Source organism: Kitasatospora sp. NPDC053308, from assembly GCF_055585785.1.
This window is the reverse complement of record NZ_JBVJJY010000003.1, coordinates 274,626-297,038: the sequence shown is the minus strand read 5'-3', so window position 1 is coordinate 297,038 and position 22,413 is coordinate 274,626. Positions and strand designations below refer to the sequence as shown.

At 74.2% G+C, this 22,413-nt stretch carries 19 protein-coding genes; 12 read left to right on the top strand and 7 right to left on the bottom strand.

Translation table 11 applies throughout. The annotated features are described in order from the left end of the window. Nucleotides 1-31: 31 nt before the first annotated feature. Nucleotides 32-442, bottom strand: a complete 411-nt coding sequence (locus tag ACZ6Y7_RS09265; protein ID WP_465757232.1) for a hypothetical protein — start codon at nt 440-442, stop codon at nt 32-34. Nucleotides 443-458: 16 nt separating this feature from the next. After that, nucleotides 459-887, bottom strand: coding sequence for a hypothetical protein (locus ACZ6Y7_RS09260; protein ID WP_465757231.1), 429 nt, complete (start codon nt 885-887; stop codon nt 459-461). Nucleotides 888-1,219: 332 nt separating this feature from the next. Here ACZ6Y7_RS09260 and ACZ6Y7_RS09255 point away from each other — a divergent pair, with 332 nt between their 5' ends. The 7 genes from ACZ6Y7_RS09255 to ACZ6Y7_RS09225 all read left to right on the top strand — a co-directional run bounded on the left by ACZ6Y7_RS09255 (nt 1,220) and on the right by ACZ6Y7_RS09225 (nt 9,914). Next, nucleotides 1,220-2,725 carry a phosphoribosyltransferase family protein gene (locus tag ACZ6Y7_RS09255; protein ID WP_465757230.1) on the top strand — a complete coding sequence of 502 codons (1,506 nt, stop codon included), beginning with the start codon at nt 1,220-1,222 and terminating at the stop codon, nt 2,723-2,725. 240 nt (nt 2,726-2,965) lie between these two features. After that, nucleotides 2,966-4,180, top strand: a complete 1,215-nt coding sequence (gene hppD / locus ACZ6Y7_RS09250; RefSeq protein WP_465757229.1) for a 4-hydroxyphenylpyruvate dioxygenase — start codon at nt 2,966-2,968, stop codon at nt 4,178-4,180. Between the two features lie 206 nt (nt 4,181-4,386). Further along, nucleotides 4,387-5,589 (top strand): cupin domain-containing protein, encoded by a 1,203-nt coding sequence (locus ACZ6Y7_RS09245; protein ID WP_465757228.1) that lies wholly within the window; start codon nt 4,387-4,389, stop codon nt 5,587-5,589. Beyond that, nucleotides 5,586-6,530: a hypothetical protein gene (locus ACZ6Y7_RS09240; RefSeq protein ID WP_465757227.1), complete on the top strand. Its 945-nt coding sequence runs from the start codon at nt 5,586-5,588 to the stop codon at nt 6,528-6,530. The genes ACZ6Y7_RS09245 and ACZ6Y7_RS09240 overlap by 4 nt, the downstream gene beginning before the upstream one ends. Then, nucleotides 6,527-7,747 (top strand): fumarylacetoacetase, encoded by a 1,221-nt coding sequence (gene fahA, locus ACZ6Y7_RS09235; RefSeq protein ID WP_465757226.1) that lies wholly within the window; start codon nt 6,527-6,529, stop codon nt 7,745-7,747. The genes ACZ6Y7_RS09240 and fahA overlap by 4 nt, the downstream gene beginning before the upstream one ends. Before the next feature lie 151 nt (nt 7,748-7,898). Further along, nucleotides 7,899-9,005 carry an enoyl-CoA hydratase/isomerase family protein gene (locus ACZ6Y7_RS09230; RefSeq protein WP_465757225.1) on the top strand — a complete coding sequence of 369 codons (1,107 nt, stop codon included), beginning with the start codon at nt 7,899-7,901 and terminating at the stop codon, nt 9,003-9,005. Between the two features lie 129 nt (nt 9,006-9,134). Next, nucleotides 9,135-9,914 carry an enoyl-CoA hydratase gene (locus tag ACZ6Y7_RS09225; RefSeq protein ID WP_465757224.1) on the top strand — a complete coding sequence of 260 codons (780 nt, stop codon included), beginning with the start codon at nt 9,135-9,137 and terminating at the stop codon, nt 9,912-9,914. Between the two features lie 182 nt (nt 9,915-10,096). Here ACZ6Y7_RS09225 and ACZ6Y7_RS09220 read toward each other — a convergent pair whose 3' ends face one another. Continuing rightward, nucleotides 10,097-12,106, bottom strand: a complete 2,010-nt coding sequence (locus ACZ6Y7_RS09220; protein ID WP_465757223.1) for an NAD-binding protein — start codon at nt 12,104-12,106, stop codon at nt 10,097-10,099. A 164-nt stretch (nt 12,107-12,270) separates the two neighbouring features. Here ACZ6Y7_RS09220 and ACZ6Y7_RS09215 point away from each other — a divergent pair, with 164 nt between their 5' ends. Continuing rightward, the gene (locus ACZ6Y7_RS09215; protein ID WP_465757222.1) at nt 12,271-12,870 is read left to right on the top strand and encodes an HdeD family acid-resistance protein; all 600 of its coding nucleotides are present in this window, start codon (nt 12,271-12,273) and stop codon (nt 12,868-12,870) included. Between the two features lie 153 nt (nt 12,871-13,023). On the opposite strand, the gene ACZ6Y7_RS09210 is transcribed toward ACZ6Y7_RS09215, so the two are convergent. From ACZ6Y7_RS09210 to ACZ6Y7_RS09200, 3 genes are all read right to left on the bottom strand, one after another. Further along, complete coding sequence (locus ACZ6Y7_RS09210; protein WP_465757221.1) at nt 13,024-13,662, bottom strand: DUF6461 domain-containing protein; 639 nt, start codon at nt 13,660-13,662, stop codon at nt 13,024-13,026. A 61-nt stretch (nt 13,663-13,723) separates the two neighbouring features. After that, complete coding sequence (locus ACZ6Y7_RS09205) at nt 13,724-15,235, bottom strand: CoA transferase (RefSeq protein ID WP_465757220.1); 1,512 nt, start codon at nt 15,233-15,235, stop codon at nt 13,724-13,726. Nucleotides 15,236-15,346: 111 nt separating this feature from the next. After that, nucleotides 15,347-16,678 carry a cytochrome P450 gene (locus ACZ6Y7_RS09200; protein ID WP_465757219.1) on the bottom strand — a complete coding sequence of 444 codons (1,332 nt, stop codon included), beginning with the start codon at nt 16,676-16,678 and terminating at the stop codon, nt 15,347-15,349. A gap of 321 nt (nt 16,679-16,999) precedes the next feature. On the opposite strand from ACZ6Y7_RS09200, the gene ACZ6Y7_RS09195 reads away from it, so the two are divergent. Then, complete coding sequence (locus ACZ6Y7_RS09195) at nt 17,000-17,932, top strand: hypothetical protein (RefSeq protein ID WP_465757218.1); 933 nt, start codon at nt 17,000-17,002, stop codon at nt 17,930-17,932. Nucleotides 17,933-18,210: 278 nt separating this feature from the next. Here ACZ6Y7_RS09195 and ACZ6Y7_RS09190 read toward each other — a convergent pair whose 3' ends face one another. Continuing rightward, the gene (locus tag ACZ6Y7_RS09190) at nt 18,211-18,534 is read right to left on the bottom strand and encodes a zf-HC2 domain-containing protein (protein WP_465757217.1); all 324 of its coding nucleotides are present in this window, start codon (nt 18,532-18,534) and stop codon (nt 18,211-18,213) included. A gap of 97 nt (nt 18,535-18,631) precedes the next feature. Here ACZ6Y7_RS09190 and ACZ6Y7_RS09185 point away from each other — a divergent pair, with 97 nt between their 5' ends. The 3 genes from ACZ6Y7_RS09185 (at nt 18,632) to ACZ6Y7_RS09175 (ending at nt 22,318) form a co-directional block, all read left to right on the top strand. Beyond that, nucleotides 18,632-19,195, top strand: coding sequence for a sigma-70 family RNA polymerase sigma factor (locus tag ACZ6Y7_RS09185; protein ID WP_465757216.1), 564 nt, complete (start codon nt 18,632-18,634; stop codon nt 19,193-19,195). Nucleotides 19,196-19,459: 264 nt separating this feature from the next. Further along, the gene (locus tag ACZ6Y7_RS09180) at nt 19,460-20,833 is read left to right on the top strand and encodes an MFS transporter (protein ID WP_465757215.1); all 1,374 of its coding nucleotides are present in this window, start codon (nt 19,460-19,462) and stop codon (nt 20,831-20,833) included. 90 nt (nt 20,834-20,923) lie between these two features. Continuing rightward, the gene (locus ACZ6Y7_RS09175; protein ID WP_465757214.1) at nt 20,924-22,318 is read left to right on the top strand and encodes a cytochrome P450 family protein; all 1,395 of its coding nucleotides are present in this window, start codon (nt 20,924-20,926) and stop codon (nt 22,316-22,318) included. Nucleotides 22,319-22,413: the final 95 nt, after the last annotated feature.

Below are 22,413 nucleotides of genomic sequence, written 5' to 3'. Positions count from 1 at the left end.
TCCTGGGACGGAGGGGAAAGGAGGGAGGGAGTCAGGGCCGGTCGCGGCGGGCGGCGCGGCGCCGGGCCAGGGCGGCCCGGGTGCCGGCGCTGCGCCGGGGCACGGCGAGGGTGAGGCAGAGCAGCTCGACGCCGAGCGGACCGGCTTCGAGGTGCAGCGCGCGGCCCCTGTGGGCCAGCAGCAGATCGCCTTCCGAAGCCAAGTGGTCTGGTTCGTCGGACAGTTGACCGACGACGGCGGCGCCGCGCAGGACGTGCAGGACGGTCTCGGTGTCGGGTCGGCCGGCCAGCACGTGGTGGGCGCCGGGGCTGAGCCGCAGGTGGTCGAAGGCCTCGCAGGCACTGGCGAGCATCGGGCGCCGGGCCAGCGAGCGGATCCGTACGCGTTCGCCGTTCGGTCCGAGGACGACCATGGCGGCGCCGGTGCCGGTGGTGACGATCATGCGGGTTCATCTCCGCTCAAGGGGTGGGGCGGCCCGCCGGGACGGTCAGGACGGCGTGGAAGTACTCCAGGCCTGCGGTCCCGGCGGTGAGGACGGTCCGGGTGCCGAGCGGGAGGACGATGGCGGTGCCCTCGACAAGGGGGATACCGGCGTCGTGCGGCTCGGGGTCCGGTTCGGGGTCCCGTCCGGGGTCCCGTCCGGGCTCGTGCGGCCCGGCGTCGTGGCCGGCCTGCGGGGCGTCCCGCCGTACGGCCTCGTCGGGCGCTTCGGCGAGGCCGGAGCCGGCGGTGACGTAGAGCGCGTGCTCGACGGCGTCGGCGGCCACCTCGGTGCTGCGACCCGGTTCGAGCCGCTGCAGCCCGACGCCGCGCAGTGGTCCCGCGAGCAGTCGACCGGGGTCGACGGCGCCGTGCCGGCGGAGGTCGGTGATGACGGTTCCGGGCATGGCGGGGGGCTCCTTCCGGTCTCCGGCGGGCCCTGCGGCCCGCCTCTGGGCTTCACCCTCCGGCGCCCGCTGTCCCGACCGCACGGGGGTTCCGTCCCATCCGGCTCCCGTCCCGCTCCCGGGCCGATCCGGCCGGGATCCCGGTTCGCGCCCGGCCTGGTCCCGGGCCGACCGGCCGCTCCTCACCCCTTCCTGCCCCTCCCGTCGCCGTCCCGGGCCCGCGGCCGGGCCGCCGCCGGGCCGCTCCCGCCCGGCGGACCGCCTCCGCGCGGAACGCCTCCGCCCGGAACGTCCCGCGCGAACCGACGTACGGTGGAACCGGAGGCCGTGTCATGCACGTCACCGGAACCCGTTTCACCCGCTTCGCCGACCGCACCGACGCGGGCCGGCGACTCGCCGCGCGCCTGGGCCACCTGGGCGGGACCGACGCCGTTGTCGTGGCACTGCCCAGGGGCGGGGTGCCGGTGGCCGCCGAGGTGGCCCAGGCGCTCGGCGCTCCACTGGACATCTGTGTGATCCGCAAGCTCGGCGTGCCCTACCAGCCGGAGCTGGGCATGGGGGCGATCGGTGAGGACGGCGTCCGGGTGCTGAACGAGCAGGTCATCCGGCTCGGCTCGGTCACCGACGGCCAACTCGCCGAGGTGGAGCGGCGCGAGCGCGCCGAACTGGAGCGCCGGGCCCGCCGCTACCGGGGCGACCGTCCGCCGGCGGACGTGCGCGGACGCACGGTGGTCGTGGTGGACGACGGCATCGCCACCGGCTCCACCGCTAGGGCGGCCTGCCGGATCCTCCGGGAGCGCGGCGCCGCCCGGGTGGTGCTGGCCGTGCCGGTGGCGCCCCGGGACTGGACCGACCGCCTGGAGGAGGTCGCCGACGAGCTGGTCTGCGTCGAGACGCCGTCGCCGTTCTTCGCGATCGGCGAGTTCTACGCCGACTTCTCCCAGACCGAGGACGCGGAGGTGCTGCGGCTGCTCGCCGAGGCCCGGCAGCGGGAGGGGGCAGGCGCCGACCCGGCCGCCACCGCCGACCCGCCCGCCACCGCCTGGGTCGACCGCGAGCTGGCGCTGCCGGTCGCCGGGGTCCGCCTCGCGGGCCGGCTGACCGTACCGCCCGGGGCGCGCGGCGTGGTGGTGTTCGCGCACGGCAGCGGCAGCGGTCGGCACAGCCCGCGCAACCGGTACGTCGCGGAGTACCTGAACCGGGCCGGGCTGGCCACCCTGCTGTTCGACCTGCTCACCGAGGCCGAGGAGTCGGAGCGGCGGAACGTGTTCGACGTCGGGCTGCTGGGCTCCCGGCTGACCGCCGTCGCCGAGCGGCTAGGCGCGGGCCGGGAAGGCACGGGCACGGAAGGCACGGACCGGGAAGGCACGGGCACGGAAGGCGCCGACCGGGAAGGCACGGGCACGGAAGGCGCCGACCGGGTGGGCCCGGCCGCCCAGGAAGCGGAGGACGAGCCCGTGCCCGAGACCCGCGCGCTGCCGCTCGGCCTGTTCGGCGCCAGCACCGGCGCGGCCGCGGCGTTGCACACCGCCGCCGGGCTGGGCCCGGCGGTGCGCGCCGTGGTCTCACGCGGCGGCCGCCCGGACCTCGCCGGGCCCGACGTCCTGGCCCGGGTGAGCGCCCCGACCCTCCTCGTGGTCGGCTCGCTGGACACCACCGTGCTCGACCTCAACCGGCGGGCCGCCGGCCGGCTGCGCTGCGACAGTGAATTGGCGGTGGTGCCTGGCGCGACCCACCTCTTCGAGGAGCCCGGCACCCTCGACCGGGTCGCCGAGCTGGCCCGGGACTGGTTCCTGCGCCACCTCCCCGAGCCCGGATCAGCGGAACCGGAGCGGTGAGACGTCCTCGAGGACGATTGCGCAGACTTCGTGCATCACCCCCGATCGGCAGCACATTGTGTGCAGCGAAAGCCGGGAAATCCTGGCCAGCTTGTACAGATTGAGCAGTGAAAGACCGACCTGTTGCCCAACCACCCCGACAGGAGCAAGCTCTCCGCAACCGCACCGCCCACCCATCCGCGGTGCGGCCGCGATCCAGCGGAAGCCTCAGAGCCGAGGCCCGAAGTGGAGGAACGACCGATGACCACGCAGTCCCACGCCCTTGAGCTGACCCCCGAGGAGCGCGAGGCCGGTCTTGACGCCGACCAGCTGCGCCGCCTCGTCGGCCTCGTCGAGCACGACCCGGCGGCCGACCCCTTCCCGGTCACCGCCCAGGACGCCGTCGTCTTCGTGGTGGGCAACGCCACCCAGACGGCCCAGTTCTACCAGGTCGTGTTCGGCATGGAGCTGGTCGCCTACTCCGGCCCGGAGACCGGCCGCCGCGACCGCAAGGCCTACGTGCTCCGCTCCGGCTCCTGCCGCTTCGTGATCAAGGGCGGCGTCCAGCCCGACAGCCCGCTGCTGGACCACCACCGCCGCCACGGCGACGGCGTGGTCGACCTCGCCCTGGAGGTCCCGGACGTCGACAAGTGCATCGAGCACGCCCGCGCGTCCGGCGCCACCGTCCTGGAGGAGCCGAACGACGTCTCGGACGAGAACGGCACCGTGCGCCGCGCCGCCATCGCGACCTACGGCGAGACCCGCCACACCCTGATCGACCGCTCCCGCTACCACGGCCCCTACCTGCCGGGCTACGTCGTCGCGGAGAGCAAGGTGAAGCACCCGGAGGGCTCCCCCAAGCGCCTCTTCCAGGCCCTTGACCACGCCGTCGGCAACGTCGAGCTGGGCCGGATGGACGAGTGGGTGTCGTTCTACAACCGCGTCATGGGCTTCGTGAACATGGCCGAGTTCGTCGGCGACGACATCGCCACCGAGTACTCCGCGCTGATGTCCAAGGTCGTCGCCAGCGGCAACCACCGGGTGAAGTTCCCGCTCAACGAGCCGGCCATCGCCAAGAAGAAGTCCCAGATCGACGAGTACCTGGAGTTCTACACCGGCCCCGGCTGCCAGCACATGGCGCTCGCCACCAACGACATCCTCACCACCGTGGACGTCCTGCGGGCGCGCGGCGTGGAGTTCCTCAACACCCCGGACGCCTACTACGACGACCCGGAGCTGCGCGAGCGGATCGGCAAGGTCCGGGTGCCGATCGAGGAGCTGAAGAAGCGCGGCATCCTGGTCGACCGCGACGAGGACGGCTACCTGCTGCAGATCTTCACCAAGCCGATCGGCGACCGTCCGACCGTCTTCTACGAGTTCATCGAGCGCCACGGTTCGCTCGGCTTCGGCAAGGGCAACTTCAAGGCGCTCTTCGAGTCCATCGAGCGCGAGCAGGAGCGACGCGGCAACCTGTGAGCGTCCTGAGCTGAGCTTCGGAGCTCTGACGGACACTGGCGGACGGGCTCGGACGGGTCGTCCCTGGCGGACAATCTCTGACCGGAGGCGTCCCTGGCGGACGGTCCCTGACGGACGGTCCCCGACGGACGGTCCCTGACGGACGGTCCCTGACGGACGGTCCCTGACGGACGGTCTCTGGCGAACGGTCGAGGAGGACCACGGAGATGGCGTACTACCGGCAGCTGGGCAGCATCCCGCCCAAGCGGCACACCCAGCACCGCACCCCCGAAGGCGGTTTGTACTACGAGGAGTTGATGGGCGAGGAGGGGTTCTCCTCGGACTCCTCGCTGCTCTACCACCGGGGCATCCCCTCGGCGGTGGTCAACGCGGTGCCCTGGGAGCTGCCGGACCAGTCCACGGTGCCCAACCACCCGCTCCTCCCGCGTCACCTCAAGCTGCACGAACTGTTCGCGGACCAGGAGTGGAAGTCCGCGGACGTCGTCGGCAGCCGTCGGCTGGTCCTCGGCAACGGCGACGTGCGGATCTCGTACGTCGCCGCCGGGGCCCCCAGCGAGCTGTACCGCAACGGGCTCGGCGACGAGTGCGTGTATGTGGAGTCCGGCGTCGGCACGGTCGAGACGGTCTTCGGGTCGATCGAGGTCGGCCAGGGCGACTACGTGCTCATCCCGCGCGCCACCACCCACCGGTGGGTGCCGACCGGCGACGAGCCGTTGCGCGCGTACTGCATCGAGGCGAACAGCCACATCACCCCGGTCAAGCGCTACCTGTCCAAGTACGGGCAGCTGCTGGAGCACGCGCCGTACTGCGAGCGGGACTTCCGCGGCCCGGTCGGCCCGCTGGTCGTGGACGCCCCCGGGGACGTCGACGTGCTGGTCAAGCACCGCGGCCCGCAGGGGATCGCGGGCACCCGCTACACCGTGCCGCACCACCCCTTCGACGTGGTCGGCTGGGACGGCTGCCTGTACCCGTACGCCTTCAACATCCGGGACTTCGAGCCGATCACCGGCCGGATCCACCAGCCGCCGCCGGCCCACCAGGTGTTCGAGGGCAACAACTTCGTCATCTGCAACTTCGTCCCGCGCAAGGTGGACTACCACCCGCTGTCGATCCCGGTGCCGTACTACCACGCCAACGTGGACAGCGACGAGGTCATGTTCTACTGCGGCGGCGACTACGCGGCGCGCAAGGGCTCCGGCATCGGCCAGGGCTCGATCTCGCTGCACCCCGGCGGGCACACCCACGGGCCGCAGCCGGGCGCGTACGAGCGCAGCATCGGCGCGGAGTTCTTCGACGAACTAGCCGTCATGGTGGACACTTTCCGGCCGCTGGAGCTGGGCGAGGGCGGCCGGGCGAGCGAGGACTCCGGCTACGCCTGGACCTGGGCCGGCCGGGGGCCCGGGCGATGAGCGGACTGCCTGCGGGGGGCTCCGTTCCCGGACCCGTTCCCGGGCTCGCTCCCGGGCTCGCTCCCGAGTCCGTCTCCGAGCCCGCCTCCGAGTTCGTCCCCGAGCTGTTCCGCGGGCTCTTCGACGACGCGGCGGTGTTCCCCCCGGGGAACCTGCCCGTCGCCGAGGCGGTGCCCGCGCACCGCGCCCACCGCGCGGCCTGGTACGCGGAGGCGGTCGGCCCGCTGCTCTGCGGGGCGGGGCGGCTGGGCGAGTTGGCCGCCACCACCGCGACCGAGGCCGGGAGCGCGCCGCTCAGGGTCGGGCTGGTGCTGCCGGGGGGCAGTGCCGAGCTCGCTCCGGCGCTCGCCGCCGCCGCGCCGTTCGAGGTGGTCGGCGTCGAGCTGGCCACCCGGGACGCCGCCGAGGCTGTCGCCGAGTTGGACCGGCTGCTGCCGCCGCACGTCCCTGCCGCCGTCGAGCTACCGCGCGAACTCCTGCGCGGGGACGGACTGGACGCCGTCCTGGACGTGTTGGTGGACAGCCCCTACCGAGCGAAGTTCCGCACCGGCGGGGTGGTCGCCGAGGCGTTCCCCGACGAGGCGGAGCTGGCCGCCTTCCTCACCGGCTGCGCGCAGCGCGGGCTGCCGTACAAGTGCACGGCCGGACTCCACAACGCCGTCCGGCACACCGACCCGCAGACCGGCTTCGAGCACCACGGCTTCCTGAACGTGCTGCTGGCCGCGCAGGAGACCGACCGGGCCGCCGCCGCGGCGGTGCTCGCGGAGCGCGACGGCGAGGCCTTGGCCAAGGCGGTGCGCGCACTGACGGATCGTCAGGTTACGGTGATCCGCAACTCGTTCACCGCGTTCGGCACCTGCAGCATCGCCGAACCCCTGGGCGACCTGGCCGCACTCGGCCTGCTGCCGTCGCCCGCTCCACAGCCCCAGGAGGACCGTTGACCACCCCCCGAAGCTGGCTCGCCAGCGCCCAGGACTCGCCGTTCGGCGTGCACAACCTGCCGTACGGCGTCTTCACCGCCGCCGACCAGCCCGGGCGGCGCCGGATCGGCGTGCGCGTCGGGGACTTCGTGCTGGACGCCGGGGCGGCCGCCCGCGCGGCCGGCGCGCCCTCCGTCCTGCTGGACGCGGACTCGCTCAACCCGCTGATGGCGGCCGGGCGGCCGGTCTGGAGCAGCGTCCGGGCGGACCTGACCACCTGGCTCACGGACGAGTCCTTCCGCGAGGCCCTGTCTCCGGCACTGCTCCCGGCGGCCGAGATCGAGCTGCACCTGCCGTTCGAGGTCGCCGACTACGTCGACTTCTACGCCTCCGAGCACCACGCCACCAACCTGGGCCGGATCTTCCGCCCGGGCTCGGAACCGCTGACGCCCAACTGGAAGCACCTGCCGATCGGTTACCACGGCCGGGCGGGCACCGTCGTGGTGTCCGGTACGCCGGTGGTGCGGCCGCAGGGGCAGCGCAAGGCGCCCGCCGACCCGGCGCCGGGCTTCGGGGCCTCGCGCCGACTGGACATCGAGGCCGAGGTCGGCTTCGTCGTCGGTACGCCGTCCGAGCTGGGCAAGCCCGTCCCGCTGGCGGAGTTCCGGGAGCACGTGTTCGGCGTCTGCCTGGTCAACGACTGGTCCGCGCGCGACATCCAGGCCTGGGAGTACGTGCCGCTCGGCCCGTTCCTCGGCAAGTCCTTCGCCACCTCGGTCTCGCCGTGGATCGTCCCGCTGGACGCGCTGGAGCACGCCCGGGTCGCCCCGCCGGTCCGCGACGTCGAGCCGCTGCCGTACCTGGACGACCGGGGCGGCGAGCCGTGGGGCCTGGACCTGGCGATGGAGGTGCGGTTGAACGGGCACCCGGTCTCCCGCCCGCCGTTCGCCACCATGTACTGGACGGCGCAGCAGCAGCTGACCCACATGACCGTCAACGGTGCCTCGCTGCGCACCGGCGACCTGTTCGCCTCGGGGACGGTCAGCGGGCCGGAGCCGGAGACCCGGGGCGCGCTGATCGAGCTGACCTGGAACGGCGAGGAGCCGCTGAAGCTCCCGGACGGGACGACCCGGACGTTCCTGGAGGACGGCGACGAGGTCACCATCACCGCCACCGCGCCCGGCCCGGACGGGACCGTGGTCGGGTTCGGCGAGGTGACCGGGCGGGTGCGCGGCTGACGGGCGACGGGCGACGGCTGACATATGACGGCTGACGACTAACAGATGACAGCTGACAGATTTCATCATCTGTCAGCTGTCATCCGTTGCAGCCTCCCCGGTACGGTGGACCGCGGAACTCCACATCACCGAGGGGACGGGAGCGGGCCCGATGAGCGCAGAGGCGACAGGGGCGACAGCGGCTGCAGAGGCGGCGGAGGTCCGCGCGCATCTGGACGGCGGGGTCGGACGGATCGAGCTGAACCGTCCGCGGGCGCTCAACTCGCTCACCCACGGCATGATCACCACCCTGCGCGCGACGCTGGACGACTGGGCCGCCGACGACCGCGTCCGAGCCGTCGTGCTGACCGGCGCGGGCGAGCGCGGCCTCTGCGCCGGCGCCGACATCCGCGCGATGCACGACGACGCCAAGGCGGGGGGAGCCGGCACCCGGGCCTTCTTCCGCGACGAGTACCGGCTGAACGCGCTGATCGGCCGCTATCCGAAGCCGTACGTCGCGGTGATGGACGGCATCACCATGGGCGGCGGCGTCGGCCTCTCCGCCCACGGCGCCGTCCGGATCGTCACCGAGCGCTCCACCGTCGCGATGCCCGAGACCCGGATCGGGCTCGTCCCGGACGTCGGCGGCAGCCGCCTGCTCGCCCGCGCCCCGGGCGAGTTGGGCACCCACCTCGGGCTCACCTCGGCCGCGATGGGCCCCGGGGACGCGCTGCTGTGCGGATTCGCGGACCACTACGTGCCCTCGGCCCGGGTCCCGGAGCTGCTGGACGCCCTCGCCCGCGGCACCGCGGCCGCCGCCTCCGCCGAGGAGGCCGCGGCCGTCGTCGCCTCCGTGGTCGCCGCGCACGCCGAGCCCGCGCCGCCCGCGGCCCTGGCCGGGCAGCGGGCCTGGATCGACGCCTGCTACGCGGCCGACACCGTCGAGGAGATCGTGGAGCGGCTGGTGAACTCCGGTGTCCCCGAGGCGAAGGAGGCCGCCGAGCAGGTCCTCGGGAACTCCCCCACCGCCGTCAAGGCCACCCTGGCCGCGCTGCGCCGGGCCCGTACGCTTCCCTCGCTGGAAGCCGCGCTCGACCAGGAGTACCGCGTCTCCTGCGCCGCGCTGGACGGCCACGACCTGGTCGAGGGCATCCGCGCCCAGGTGATCGACAAGGACCGCAATCCGCGCTGGGAGCCCGGCACGCTCGCCGGGGTGACGGAGACGGATGTCGCCCGCTTCCTGGCCCCGCGCGAGGGCGATGAGCTGGGCCTGGCCTGACCGCGTCCTCTCGACTCGTGACCGGCGTCTCGCATGCCAAGACTGGCGCGGGACCGGGCGCGTCGTAGATCGTTGGGTGGTCAGGCGCGCCCGCGCGGCGCCGAGCAGCGGACATGGGAGTCAACGGCGATGACCGAGACCTACGAGACGATCCTGGTCGAGCGCAAGGGCCGGGTGGGACTGATCACGCTCAACCGGCCGAAGGCGCTGAACGCGCTGAACACCCAGCTGATGAACGAGGTGGTCGCGGCGGCCACCGCCTTCGACCGGGACCCGGAGATCGGCTGTCTGGTGATCACCGGTTCGGAGAAGGCCTTCGCGGCCGGTGCCGACATCAAGGAGATGCAGGGCAACGTCTTCCCCGACGTCTACCTGGACGACTGGCTGGGCCCGTGGGACCGGCTCGCCGCGCTGCGCAAGCCGGTGGTGGCGGCTGTGGCCGGGTTCGCGCTGGGCGGCGGCTGCGAGCTGGCGATGATGTGCGACATCCTGCTGGCCGCGGACACCGCGAAGTTCGGGCAGCCGGAGATCAAGCTCGGGGTCATCCCCGGCATCGGCGGCTCGCAGCGGCTGACCCGGGCGGTCGGCAAGGCCAAGGCCATGGAACTCTGCCTGACCGGCCGGATGATGGGCGCCGAGGAGGCGGAGCGGGCGGGCCTCGTCTCCCGCATCGTCCCCGCCGACCAGCTGATGGCCGAGGCCCTGGCCACCGCGGAGACCGTCGCGGCGATGTCCACCCCGGCGGCGATCATGCTCAAGGAGAGCGTCAACCGCTCCTTCGAGACCACGCTGGCCGAAGGCGTCCGCTTCGAGCGGCGCCTCTTCCACGCCGCCTTCGCCACGGCGGACCAGAAGGAGGGCATGGCGGCCTTCGCCGAGAAGCGCCCGCCGTCCTTCAGCAACCGGTGACGGACGACAGCTGACGGCTGACCGGCCGGCGGACGACCGGTCGGCGGCTGACGGCTGACCGGCCGGCGGACGACCGGTCGGCGGCTGACGGCTGACCGGCCGGCGGATGACAGCTGACGGATTTCAGATGACAGATTTCAGATGTTGAAATCTGTCATCTGTCGGCTGTCATCTGTTCGCTGTCACTCCGCCACTGCCGCGCCCGCCTCCGGTTCTGCGTCCGGCTCTGCATCCGGCTCTGCATCCGGTTGGGCGTCGACCACGTCGGACGCACCGGTGCCGGCGCCCGCCGTCTCCTCCAGCGCCACCGTGTTCAGCCGGGCGAGCCCGCTGCGGGTCGCGGCGACCACGATCCGGTCGCCCGGGGCGAGCCGGCGGGTGCGGTCGGGCAGACCCCACTGCAGGTGTGCGTCACGGGCGAACCGCACGGCGATCACCCGGACGCCGCCCGGGTCCTCCAGGTCGTGCCGGTCGAGGCCGATCAGCCCGCTGCCGTCCTCCGCGGACAGCTCCGCGATCAGCAGCACGTGCCGGAACACCGAGAGCGTCCCGCGCACCTCGCGCCCCATCAGCGCCGCCGCGAAGGCGGGTGCGGCCAGGTAGGACACCGACCGCGAGGCCGCGTTGTCCAGTGTCCGGTAGAAGTGCCCGGCGAAGTCGTCGTCGAACAAGCGGACCACCACCCGGACTTCGGGATTTCCGTGGCGCGCCTCCAGCGCCGCCTCCAGGTTGGTGGCGTCGTCCCCGCTGACCGCGACCAGCGCCCGGCTGTGCTTCAGCCGAGCACGGCGCAGCTGCTCCTCGAAGGGGCCGTCGCCGATCACGACCGGGATCCCGAGCGCCCGGACGGCGGCCACGCCGCGCGCCTGCGGATCCCGTTCCATGCAGACCACGGGCACGCCCATCTCGTGTAGTTGGGTGGCGACCCGGGTACCGACGTTGCCGAGTCCGACCACGATCACGTGGTCCCGGGTGCCCGCACCGGGGCTGCGGGGCTGTCCCCGGCGCCCGGAGCCGAGCACCTCGACCGCGATGGCGGTGGCGACCGGCGCGAAGGTGATCCCGCAGATGGTGATCACCACCTGCGCGACCCGCTGCCAGATCCCGCCGGTGCCCGTCCCGGCGGCGATGTCGGAGAGCTGGTCGGGCTGCGCGGCGCCGGCCAGGTCCAGCAGCGAGATGTAGACCGTCCAGCCGAAGTCCCGGTTGAGGTACCAGAGCACGCCGAAGGACATCAGCACCGCGGCGAGGGCGGTGAGCAGCACCAGCCGCATCCGGGCGCTGGTGAAGAAGCGCATGGTGTCGAGCACGCGCCACCGCAGGCGCCGCCGCCAGCTGATCGGCTCCCGGGGCTCGATCCGCAGCACCTGGAGCGCGGCGGTGCCGCCGGGCCCGTCGGCGGTCTCGGGCTCCTCGGGCACGGTTTCGGAGGCGGCATCAGGGTCGGGCTCGGGTGCGGGTCCGGAGTCCGCCGCGGCGGCCGCCGAGGCGGCGGGGGCGGTGGGGGACGCTTCGCGCCGTACGCTGCCCGGGCGGATCGGCCCGTCGTCGCCGAACTCGCGCGCGAGCCGGACGAATTCGGCTGAGTCGCCCTCCTGCTCGGGGAGCAGCCGGATCCTGCCGAGGTCCTGCCGGTGGATCTGGTCGGCGACGATGCAGACCCGGTCGGCGGTGATGGCGTCGTCGAACGCGATGTGCAGGTAACGGCCGTCGATCTCCACCGAGTTTGGTCGTCCGAGGGCGGCGGCCGCGAAGGCCGGGGCGGCGGTGGCGGACCCGGAGAGCGCGGCCCCGTTCCTGAGCAGCCGTTCGATGTTCTCGCCGAGCCGCTGGTTGAACATCCGGAACACGATGCGGATGTCCGGGTTGTGGTTCTGGGCGCTGAGCGCGGCGTGGATGTTCTCCTGGTCGCTGCCCTCGACCAGCGCGAGGCCGCGGGCGGTGCCGATGGACACCGCCCGCAGGGCCTCGTCGGTGATGCTGGCGTACTCCACGACCGCGGCGACGCCGTCGAGTTGCTCGATCTGCGGCGCGTGGTCACGGGTCCGGTCGGCGACCAGGACGACGACCGGGACCTCGTAGTGCTCGACGAGTTCCAGGACCAGTCGGTGCGCCAGCGCATTGCCTCCGCAGACGATGTAGTGCTGGCTGATCGCCTCGACCGGAGGGGTCCCCCACCCTTCAGAAGTCATACCGCCGGATGGTATCGACCGCGAGTGTCCGGAGGATGTCGTTCCGGCGACCGCGACGGGTCCCTCGAACGGCGGTGTCCGGCGCGCGGACCGGCGGCGGCGCGGAGAGGCTGGGGTTCGCTCCCTGCCCACAGCTTCCGTCCCAGCCCGAGGAGTTCGCCACCGTGGTTTCTCCGATCATCACCCCCGACGGGTCCCCGGTCCAGGGCCCGCTCGGCGCCCTCGCCAAGGCCGCCTGGCAGGTCCTGCTGGTCGCCGGGCTCGTTTCCCTCGCGCTCGGGATCGTGGTCTTCGCCTGGCCCGAGCAGACGCTGCTGGTGGTGGGCGTGCTGTTCGGCCTCTACCTGCTGGCGGTCGGCATCATGCAGCTGGTCGCCGCGTTCGGCACCCACGCCACGACCGCGCTGCGCGTGCTGGCCTTCATCAGCGGCGCGATCTGCGTCCTGCTGGGGCTGCTCTGCTTCCGCAGCGGGACGCGGTCATTGCTGCTGCTCGCGCTCTGGATCGGGATCGGATGGCTGTTCCGCGGCATCACCCAGCTCGTCGCCGCGATCTCCGACCCGCTGATGCCGGCCCGTGGCTGGCAGGCCTTCGCGGGCGTGGCCAACACGCTGGCCGGCGTGCTCCTGTTGGTCTGGCCGGTCGAGACGATCTCCGCGCTCACCGTCCTGGCCGGCTGCTGGCTGGTGATCCTGGGCCTGGTCGAGATCATGACGGCGATCCAGGTGCGCAGCCGGGCCAAGACGATCCCCTCGGGGGTCTGAGCGGCGCACCGCCCGAGCGGGCGGACCGCCGGATCGACCCGCCCGCTGCTCACCGGGCGCCGCTCACCGCGCACAGCTCGGACCGGCCGGGCGCCGCAGTCAGGTCCCGCGGTCAGGGCCCGCGGTCAAGGTCGCGGCGTCAGGGCCTCGACGTCAGGGCCGCGGGGCGTAGCCGAGCCGGAACGTGGCCGCCTCCAGCCGCTCCGGATCGAGCCGGACCTCGGTCAGCCGCTCGGCCAGCGCGAACGCGGCCTCGGTGTGCAGCTCGTGCCGCTCCCCGTCGAGTCGGAAGCCGCAGGCGGTCATCAGCTCGGTGATGGCCGGGGCGTCGGCGTCCGTGCCGTGCCGCTGGTCGGCGAAGAGGGGTTCGAAGCCGAGCCGGCAGCCGTTCCGCTCCCACCAGGTGAAGGCGTCCTCCGCCATGGCGCCCCGGTAGTTCGAGACCAGCCGGGTGCCGTCCGCCAGGCCGGGGATGATCTCGGGCAGGCTGCCGAGGTAGCCGTACGGCTCCACCGCCAGCGCCCAGCCGTCCAGTTCGGTGACGGCGACGAGTAGCCGGTCCTCGTCCTCGCCGAGCAGGGCCTCGGCCTCCTCGTCCTCCCCGTCGTCGAAGGCCTCCCAGGCCTCGACCACGGCGTCCAGGCCGGTGGCCGAGCGGCCGGGCAGGGCGTCGAAGCGGCGCAGCAGTTCGTCGGCGGATATCCCCTGGACGCGGGTGAGGCAGTGGGCCTCGCCCAAAACGGGATAGCGCTGCTCGAACCAGGTGTAGTCGGTGGCGTGTACGGCGGTCATGCCCCTGATGCTGTCAGACGGCTCCGACACCGCGCCGCCGGGATCTCGGCCGGACGCCGGTTCAGCGCCAGACCGGCGCGTCCGTGCCCCAGCGCCCGGGCGGCCGCGACCAGTCGGCGGGCGCGCCCTCGTAGCCGATCGGCGGCAGGGCGTGGCGCAGCCGCCCGTGTGCGGAGTCGGTCTCCACGAGCCAGCGCGCGGGGTCGTAGGGCTCGACCGGTGCGGCGGTTTCCGGAGCGGCGGTCTCCGGTGTGGCGGTTTCCGGTGTGGCGGTTTCCGGTGCGGCGGTCTCCGGTGCGGCGGTGTCCCGGTCGATGCCGTGCATCAGCCAGGCGGCGGTGCCGGCGAGGGAGAAGCGCAGGTGGCGGCCGCCGGGGCGGCCGGTGCGCTGTTCGGTGAGGGCGCGCAGGACGGCGGCGGCCATGAGGTAGCCGGTGCCGTGGTCGAGGGCCTGGGCGGGCAGGACGCCGGGGCGGCCGTCGGGGGCGGCCTCGTGGGCGGCGATGCCGACGCCCGCCTGGACCAGGCTGTCGAAGCCGCGCCGCGCGGCCCAGGGGCCGGTCCAGCCCCAGGCGCAGAGCTGGACGACGATCAGGTCGGGCCGGCGGGCGAACAGGTCCGCCGGGGCGAGGCCGTGGGCGTCGAGGGCGCCGGGGCGGTAGCCGGTGATGACGACGTCGGCGGTGGCGAGCAGTTCCTCGAAGGCGGCGCGGTCGGCGGCCTCGGCGAGGTCGAGGCGGGTGGAGCGCTTGCCGAAGCCGGTGTCGGCGTGGGCGTCCTCGGCCTCCGGCAGCCGGGGCGAGTCGATCCGCAGGACGTCCGCGCCGAGCAGGGCGAGGGTGCGGGTGGCGACCGGTCCGGCGATGACCCGGGTGAGGTCGAGGACCCGGACCCCGGCGGCCGGCCGGTCCACCGGCGCCTCGCCCCATGGGCGGGCCGGTCCCGCGTCGGCGCCACCGACCGCCAGGTGTTCCACCAGGGGGTGTGCGGCCGTGCTCACCGGCGCGACGGCCACGGCGAGCGCCCCCGCCGCGTACGCGCGCTCCTGGATCTGCTCGGCCGGCAGGGTGCCGAGCACCTCGGCGAGCTGCTCGGGTCCGGCGTCCGCGGCGAGACCGAGGGCGGCCAGCAGCCGGGTGCGGTGGTGCGGGTAGTTGGCGTGGGTGCGGACCCAGCCGTCGGCGGTGCGCCAGAACCCGGAGTGCGGGGCGAAGCTGACGGGTGTCCGACCGTCGATCGTCAGATGCCGCTCGCTGAGGAAGGCGGTGGCGACCGCCCCCTGGTCCACCCGTACGGCGGGGACCGGGCCACCGCTGCGGAGCGCGGCCAGCTCGGCGGCGGCCAGCGAGCAGACCGCCACGGTGGCCCGGGCCAGCCGCCGGACCGGCAGTCCGGAGGGCAGGACGTCGTCCGGGCCGTGGAAGCTCACCCGAGCCGGCAGGTCGGCCGGCCCGCCGAGCGCCGCCCAGGCGTCGGCGGTGGGGCGGTCGGCGGACTCCCCGCTGACGGGACCGGCGGGACCGGCCGTTCCGGTGGGTCCGGGGGCTGCGGCGGGCAGCGGACGATCAGTCATGCCCGGCATTGTGCTCCCCTTCCCGCCCCCTCGCTGTGACGCCGGCCACCACCGTCGGCGGCTGGTGCGGCTGCGGCTGCCGCTGCTGTCGCGGCGGCGGGCATCGGCGGCTCAGGACGTGAAGCGCAGGGAACGGACCCGGTGGTCGAAGCTGGACGGGACGAGCTCCGGCTCGCCAACCGACCGCGTCTCGGGCAGACGGGTGAACAGCTCCCGGAACAGCGCCGTCATCTCCTGTCGGGCCAGGTGCGCACCGAGGCAGTAGTGCGGACCGCCGCCGCCGTAGCCGAGGTGGGGGTTGGGCGTGCGGGTGATGTCGAAGGCCTCCGGGTCAGGGAAGACCGCCTCGTCGCGGTTGGCCGAGCCGTAGAACAGCGCGACCTTCTCCCCCGCCCGCAGCAGCGGGCCGCCGGGGCCGCCGAGCTCGTGGTCCACGGCGACGGTCCGGTGGAACTGGATGATCGGCGTGGCGTGCCGGACCATCTCGTCCACCGCACCGCCGATCCTCCCGTCCAGGTCGGCGAGGAGCAGCGCGCGCTGCTCGGGGTTGACGGTCAGCAGGTGCAGGCCGTGGGCGAGCGCGTTGCGGGTGGTCTCGACCCCGGCGACCAGCAGCAGGGTGAAGAAGGCGCCGAGCTCGCGGCCGGTGAGCCGACGGCCGTCCACGTCGGCCGTGACGAGCGCGGAGATCAGGTCCTCGGCCGGCCGACGGCGCCGCTCCCGGCCGATCCCGGCCACGATGAGCTGCATCCGGGCGAGCGCGCGCAGCCCGCGGCCGGGGGACCGGAGCCGGTGGCGCAGCGTCCGGGCCACCCCGATGTCCGCGGAGGTCCGGTCGACCAGGTCCAGGATCTCGCGGCGGGGCCGCTCGGGGATGCCCATCATCGTGCAGATCACCTGGAACGGGAGTTCGGCGGCGACGGCGCTCACGAAGTCCTCCGGCCGCTCCCGTTCCACCCGGTCGACCAGGGCGACGCTGATCCGCCGGACGTCCTCCTCGACCCGGCCGAGCAGCCGAGGGGTGAACGCCCGCGAGACGATCCGGCGCAGCTGGGCGTGGCGGGGGTCGTCCAGGTTGACCATCGAGTCGCCGAACAGCAGCCGGACCCAGCGGGCCGGGGCGGGCGTGGTGACGCCCGGGCCGCTGAGGAAGACGGCGGGGGTGCGGCTGGCCTCGACCACGTCGGCATGGCGGACCAGGGCGTGGAAGCCCTTGCCGGCGGCGCGGTCGCCGAAGAACACCGGCTCGGGGCGGCGGCGCAGCTCGGCGAAGGCGGCGGCACGGGCGGGGGCGGGCAGCTGCCAGAAGCGCGGGTCGGCGAGGTCGGGAATCCCGCCGGCGGAGGTGGGCGCTCCGGTGGGGGCGCCGGGGCCGGAGGTGGACGCTCCGGTGGGCGCGGCCATGTCGGCAACGGACTCCGTGGCTTCCGTCGGGGTCTCCATGGCCGGCCTCCCTGCTCCTGGACGACACCGCTCCGATACGCACGGAACGTGTCTACGTGTGGACATTTAGTGAGCAGGGGGTGAGCGCTTGTCAAACCGCGCTGATGGTCGTACGAACAGACTGACAGCGCCGACGCCTCCGACGAGCGCCTGGTCCGCCCTCCCGAGCAACCGGCCAAGAGCCGAGCAGTCGAGCAGTCGAGCAGTCGAGCAGCCGAGCAGCCGAGCAGCCGAGCAGCCGAGCAGCCGAGCATGGTCTCACGGGCCGAAATCGGCCAGAGCCGGAGGGTGCGGTACGAGCGGGGCGGGGCGGGTGCGACGATGAGTGCCATCGTGATGACCGACCGGATCCGCCTGCTGCGCGCCGCGGTCTTCGCCGCGCTCTGCGTGGCGATGGCCGCCACCGCGCACGTCGTCATGGCCGGATCCGGGGTCTCGCCGACGACGCTGGCCGGCACGTTCGGGGCGGTCCTCGGGCTGACCTGGCTGCTCGCCGGGAAGCAACGCGGGCTCGGCGCGATCACTCTCTGGATGATCGTGGCGCAGACCGCCCTGCACCAGCTGTTCGAGCAGGCCGGGGCGCACGGCCGCGGGGGCGGCGGTCTCGGCCGACTCGCCACCACGGACTGGACCGCCCTGCTGCTCTGCAACCCCGACCGCATGCCCGGCGGGCTCTCGCCGGTGGAGCTGGCGCGGACGGCCGGCATCGACCCGGACCTCCCCCCGGCCACCGGCGGCCTGCGCCCGATGGCGGGAATGCACCACACCACCACCGGGGCCGGGGCGCCCGCCGACGGCATGGCCATGGACATGAACCTGCCCGGGATGACGGGGATGCCCGGGCCGTCACACCCGATGCCGGGCGGGGCGCCCGGCGGAACAGCAGTCGGCATGACGCACGACATGGCGCACGGCACGGCCGGCGGCATGACGGGGGGTCTGCCGGACGGCATGGCCCACACGATGTCGGCGGGCATGGCCACCGCCCACGTGCTGGCCGCGGTGGCCTGCGCGCTGCTCCTCTGGCGTGGTGACGCCGCTCTGGTCCGGCTCTTCGACCTGCTGGGCGCGCTCGGCACCGTGGTCGCGGGGGCCCTGCTGCTCCCGCTGCTGGCCCTGTTCGCGCGCCCCTTCGGCTACCGGGCCCCGGCAGCACCGCGACCCGCCGCCGACCGGCCCCGACCGCCCCGGACGGTGCTGCTCACCCATGCCCTGGTCCGGCGCGGACCGCCCGCGTTCGCCCTCGCCCGCTGACGCGCCCGCCGCCCCCCTCCCCCGGCCGACTCCGGCCACCGGAATCCCCGCGACGGGCAGGTCGCCCTGCCGTACGGACGCGCCTTCGGCCGCCGTTCCGTCAGGGCCCGGGCGCGCGTCCGGCACCGCGCCCCCGGCTTCCCGGGGAGGCGCGGCGTGCCGCGCGCGCCCACGGTCGCCGACGGCGCCGCCCCGAGCGGTGCCGTCCCCCGCCTTACCCTCGGGACCCTTCCATGTCTGACCACGACGGCGCACCGGCTTCCGCCGGCGCCCTCGCCCTACCGCTCGCCGGCCTGCGGGCCCTGCCCGGACGGCCGGGATTCCTCTGTCGAGCCGGTCTTCTCCGCCCGGGACTCCTCCGCCCGGGACCCATCCGACCCGGACGGCTCCGACCCGGACGGCTCCGACCCGGCGGCTTCCAGTCCGGCCAACAGCCGGGCCGACCACGCGGACGACGGGCCGTCGGCGGCGGCCGTCCGGACGTGGCCGCGCAGGCGTTCCGCCCGGTCCAGCCAGTCCCGGCAACCGGCGCAGCGCGCGATGTGCCTGTCCAGCCGGGAGTCCGGCAGACCGCTCGGTTCGCCGTCGAGCCGTGCGGACAAGGCGGTACGGAACTGCGCGCATCTCATATGACCATCGTCCCGCACGCCCACCGCGCCGGGACCGACCGGGTCAGCACCGACCGGGTCGGCGGTCGCCGTGGATGACGAGCAGCTCACCGCCCTCGCGCTGAGCGCCCGCTCCGGCCGGGCATCGGACGTCGAGGCCTTCGTCCGCGCGACCCAGCGGGACGTCTGGCGCTTCGTCGCCCACCTGACCGACGTCCAGTCCGCCGACGACCTCGCCCAGGAGACCTTCCTGCGCGCCCTGCGCGGCCTGCCCGCGTTCGCCGGGCGCTCCTCGGCCCGCACCTGGCTGCTGTCGATCGCCCGGCGCACGGTGATCGACCGGTACCGGATGGCCGCCGCCCGGCCGCGCTGCGCGGCGCTGCCCGATTGGCAGGAGGCGGCGGAGCGGCAGAGCGGCGCGCCGGAGGCCGGGTTCGAGGACGGAATCGCGCTCGGCGACCTGCTCGACCGGGTGCCCGCCCAGCGACGGGAGGCCTTCGTGCTGACCCAGGTGGTCGGGTTGAGCTACGCCGAGGCCGCCGAGGTCGCCGGCTGCCCCGTCGGCACCGTCCGCTCCCGGGTCGCCCGCGCCAGGGAGGAACTGATAGCGCGCCTGCGGGCGGCGGAGGCCGGGGAGCTCGCCGCCGCCTGCTGAGCGACGGAGACGGGCGAACAGCTGGCAGCCGACGGACGACGGATGACAACCGACCGGTAACAGATGACAGATAACAGATTTCGAAATCTGTTATCTGTCATCTGTCGCCTGTCATCCGCCGTCCGTTCTGCCACCGCCGGCCACGGCGTCGCCGAAAAAATCACCCAAGTGTTCGGAACCGGAGCCCTCGCGCCCCCGACTGCTGTACCGGACCTCGCCGCCGAGGCGGCGTCCGGTACGGCAGCACGGGAACGGAGGGACTCCATGGCAGCGCAACCGCCCACGGCCACAGCTGAACTGACGGATCGTCAGCAGGAATCGGTCGATCGCTGGAGCCTGGTCGTGGCCGCGGGCCTGCTCTCCTTCGTCGCGATGCTCGACATGAACGTGGTCAACCTCGCGCTCACCGACATCTCGGCCGGTCTGCACGTCTCCCCCGGCGTCGCCCAGTGGGCCGTGCTCGGCTACCAACTCCCGCTCGTCGCCCTGCTCCTGCCCGCCGGGCGGTGGCTGGACCAGGTCGGCACGCGGTCCGCGCTGCTGCTCGCCGTCGGCTGCTTCGCCGGGTGCAGCGTGCTGGCGTCCGCGGCCCCGTGGGCGGGTTGGCTGATCGCCGCCCGGCTGGTGCAGGGCGCGTTCGGGGCGGTGCTCTTCGTCCTGATGCCGGTGCTCGCCGCGACCTCCGTGCGGGCGGAGCTGCGCGGGCGGGCGATGAGCGTGCCGGCGACGCTCGGCCCACTCGGCGCCGTGACCGGCCCGGTCGTCGGCGGTCTGCTGCTGGACCACCTCGGCTGGCGGGCGATCTTCCTGGTGAAGCTGCCGGTCTGCCTGGCCGCCGTGCTGATCGTGCGCCGGCACGCCCCGCGCCGCGGCGGGCTGCGGCTGCCCGACCGGGGGTCGCTCGGCGACGCCGGACTGATCGGCGGCGCCGTCGCCTCCACCCTGCTCGGGCTCACTCTGGCGCCCGAGGCGCCGCAGTGGCTGCTGCTCGTCCTGCCCGCCGTCCCCCTGGTGCTGCTGTGGCTGCGACGGCCCGGCGGCCGACCGGTGGCCGAGGTGCTGCGGGCCGCCGGAACCGCCGGGGTCAACGCCTCGGTGCTGGCACTCGCCGCCGGCTTCGCGGCCTGCCACTACCTGCTCGCCCAGCACCTGCGCGGCCCGCGGGGCGAGAGCGCCACCACCACCGCGCTGACCATGCTGGCGTTCCCGCTCGGCATGGTGCTGGCCGGGCGGGTCGGCGGGCGGCTGGCCGACCGCTGGGGCGCCCGCCCCACCGCGCTCACCGGCGCCGGCGTCACCACCCTCGGCCTGGCCCTGCTCGTCCCGCTGGACACCGGCTGGTCCGCCCTCGACATCGCCGCCCGGCTCGCCCTCGCCGGTGCCGGGATGGGCCTCAACGGCGGGCCCACCCAGGCCCTGGTGATGACCGCCTCCCCGCCCGGCAAGCTGGCCACCGCCGGGTCCGCCGTCCAACTCGCCCGCAGCCTCGGGTTCGCGCTCGGCCCGGCCCTCGCCACCGCCGCCTCCCTCGCCGGCCCGGGCAGCACCGCCGGGACCCGTGCCGGGATCGCCCTGGCCGCCCTGGCCGCGGCGACCGCGGTCGCGCTGCTCGCCCTGCACCGCCGCCCCGCGCCCTGAGGGCCCCCGGCCCCACCCGTCACCCGCCACCCATCACTCGTCACCCGTCCCGAAGCTCCCGGATCCGCTCCCACCGAAGGACCGTCCCAGATGACCGACACCATCCCCGGCGCAACCCCCGACACGACAACCGACACGACAGCTGACACGACAGCCGACGCGACAGCCGGCTTGACGGCCGGTCCCGACGGCACGCCGCGCTGTCCCCACGGCCATGACCGCCTCCCCTCCCCCGTCCCGCTGTACGGTCCGGCGTACAAGGCCGACCCGTACCCCCTGTACCGCCGGATGCGGGAGGCGGGGCCGGTGCACCGGGTGGAGTTCCCCAGCGGCATCCACGCCTGGCTGGTCACCGGCTACCGGGCCGCCCACGCGGCCCTCAACGACCCTCGCCTCGGCAAGAACCACGCCCTGGGCAACGACGATTGGCGCCGGTTGGCCTCGATCATGCCCGAACCGCAGCACTCCCAGCTCCAGGTGCACCTGCTGCACCAGGACCCGCCGAAGCACACCTCGATGCGCCGGCTCGTCCTGGACGCCTTCGCCCCGCGCCGGGTGGAGTCCCTGCGCCCCCGGCTGCGGGAGCTGGCCGACGCACTGGTGGACGGCCTGCCCGAGACCGGCGGCGCCGACCTGGTGGCCGGGTTCGCGGCCCACTACCCGTTCCGGGTGCTCGCCGAAGTCATCGGCCTGCCCGCCGAGTTGGCGGACCGCTTCGACCGCGACTGGGGCAAGGTGGTGCAGCCCGTCGGCCCGCAGGACCCGGGCCGCCCGGCGTACGAGGCGCGGCTGCGCGCTCTGCAGACGTACATCGCCGAGGTCGTCGCCCGGAAGCGCGCCGACTGCCGCGAGCCCGGCTGGGTGGAGTCCGAGGACCTGCTCGGCCGGCTCGTCGCCGCCCACGACGCGGGCGAGTTGAGCCGCGAGGAGCTCGACTCCATGGTGTTCCAACTGCTGGTCGCCGGGCAGGAGCCGGTCACCAACCAGATCACCACCATGCTGATCACCCTGCTGCGCCACCCCGAGCAGCTCGAGCGCCTGCACGACGGCGTCGACGAGCCCGGCCGGCTCGCCCGCGCGGTGGAGGAACTACTCCGCCACGACGCCGCGTTCGAGCTCACCACCTGGCGGTTCTTCGCCGAGGACAGCGACCTGTTCGGCACCGCCGTCCCGGCCGGCGACTCGGTGATCGTCTCGCTCTGCGCCGCCAACCGCGACGACGAGCAGTTCCCGGAGGCCGACCGACTCGACCTCGACCGTTCTCCCAACGCCCATCTCGCCTTCGGCCACGGCATCCACTACTGCCCCGGCGCCGCCCTGGCCCGGGCCGAACTCCAAGTCGCCCTCGGCACCTTGCTCACCCGCCTGCCCGGCCTGCGCCCGGCCGAGGCCCCCGGGGACGGCCTGGCGGACCTCGCGTGGATCCCCGCCGTCCTGGCCCGCGGGGTCAACCGGCTGCCCGTCGCCTACGACCGGCGCCGCTGACCGCACCGGCACCAGCCCACCGAGGCGCCATCCCGCGGTCGGCGCCCTCGGAACGCCGAGGCTGCGCACGCCGCTTCGCACCCCGCTCCGGACCC

Bases quoted from the DNA above. Each gene is read 5' to 3' on its own strand.
- ACZ6Y7_RS09265 (WP_465757232.1), bottom strand. From the start codon at position 442: ATGATCGTCACCACCGGCACCGGCGCCGCCATGGTCGTCCTCGGACCG.
- ACZ6Y7_RS09260 (WP_465757231.1), bottom strand. From the start codon at position 887: ATGCCCGGAACCGTCATCACCGACCTCCGCCGGCACGGCGCCGTCGAC.
- ACZ6Y7_RS09255 (WP_465757230.1), top strand. From the start codon at position 1,220: ATGCACGTCACCGGAACCCGTTTCACCCGCTTCGCCGACCGCACCGAC.
- hppD (WP_465757229.1), top strand. From the start codon at position 2,966: ATGACCACGCAGTCCCACGCCCTTGAGCTGACCCCCGAGGAGCGCGAG.
- ACZ6Y7_RS09245 (WP_465757228.1), top strand. From the start codon at position 4,387: ATGGCGTACTACCGGCAGCTGGGCAGCATCCCGCCCAAGCGGCACACC.
- ACZ6Y7_RS09240 (WP_465757227.1), top strand. From the start codon at position 5,586: ATGAGCGGACTGCCTGCGGGGGGCTCCGTTCCCGGACCCGTTCCCGGG.
- ACZ6Y7_RS09230 (WP_465757225.1), top strand. From the start codon at position 7,899: ATGAGCGCAGAGGCGACAGGGGCGACAGCGGCTGCAGAGGCGGCGGAG.
- ACZ6Y7_RS09225 (WP_465757224.1), top strand. From the start codon at position 9,135: ATGACCGAGACCTACGAGACGATCCTGGTCGAGCGCAAGGGCCGGGTG.
- ACZ6Y7_RS09220 (WP_465757223.1), bottom strand. From the start codon at position 12,106: ATGACTTCTGAAGGGTGGGGGACCCCTCCGGTCGAGGCGATCAGCCAG.
- ACZ6Y7_RS09210 (WP_465757221.1), bottom strand. From the start codon at position 13,662: ATGACCGCCGTACACGCCACCGACTACACCTGGTTCGAGCAGCGCTAT.
- ACZ6Y7_RS09205 (WP_465757220.1), bottom strand. From the start codon at position 15,235: ATGACTGATCGTCCGCTGCCCGCCGCAGCCCCCGGACCCACCGGAACG.
- ACZ6Y7_RS09200 (WP_465757219.1), bottom strand. From the start codon at position 16,678: ATGGAGACCCCGACGGAAGCCACGGAGTCCGTTGCCGACATGGCCGCG.
- ACZ6Y7_RS09195 (WP_465757218.1), top strand. From the start codon at position 17,000: ATGAGTGCCATCGTGATGACCGACCGGATCCGCCTGCTGCGCGCCGCG.
- ACZ6Y7_RS09180 (WP_465757215.1), top strand. From the start codon at position 19,460: ATGGCAGCGCAACCGCCCACGGCCACAGCTGAACTGACGGATCGTCAG.
- ACZ6Y7_RS09175 (WP_465757214.1), top strand. From the start codon at position 20,924: ATGACCGACACCATCCCCGGCGCAACCCCCGACACGACAACCGACACG.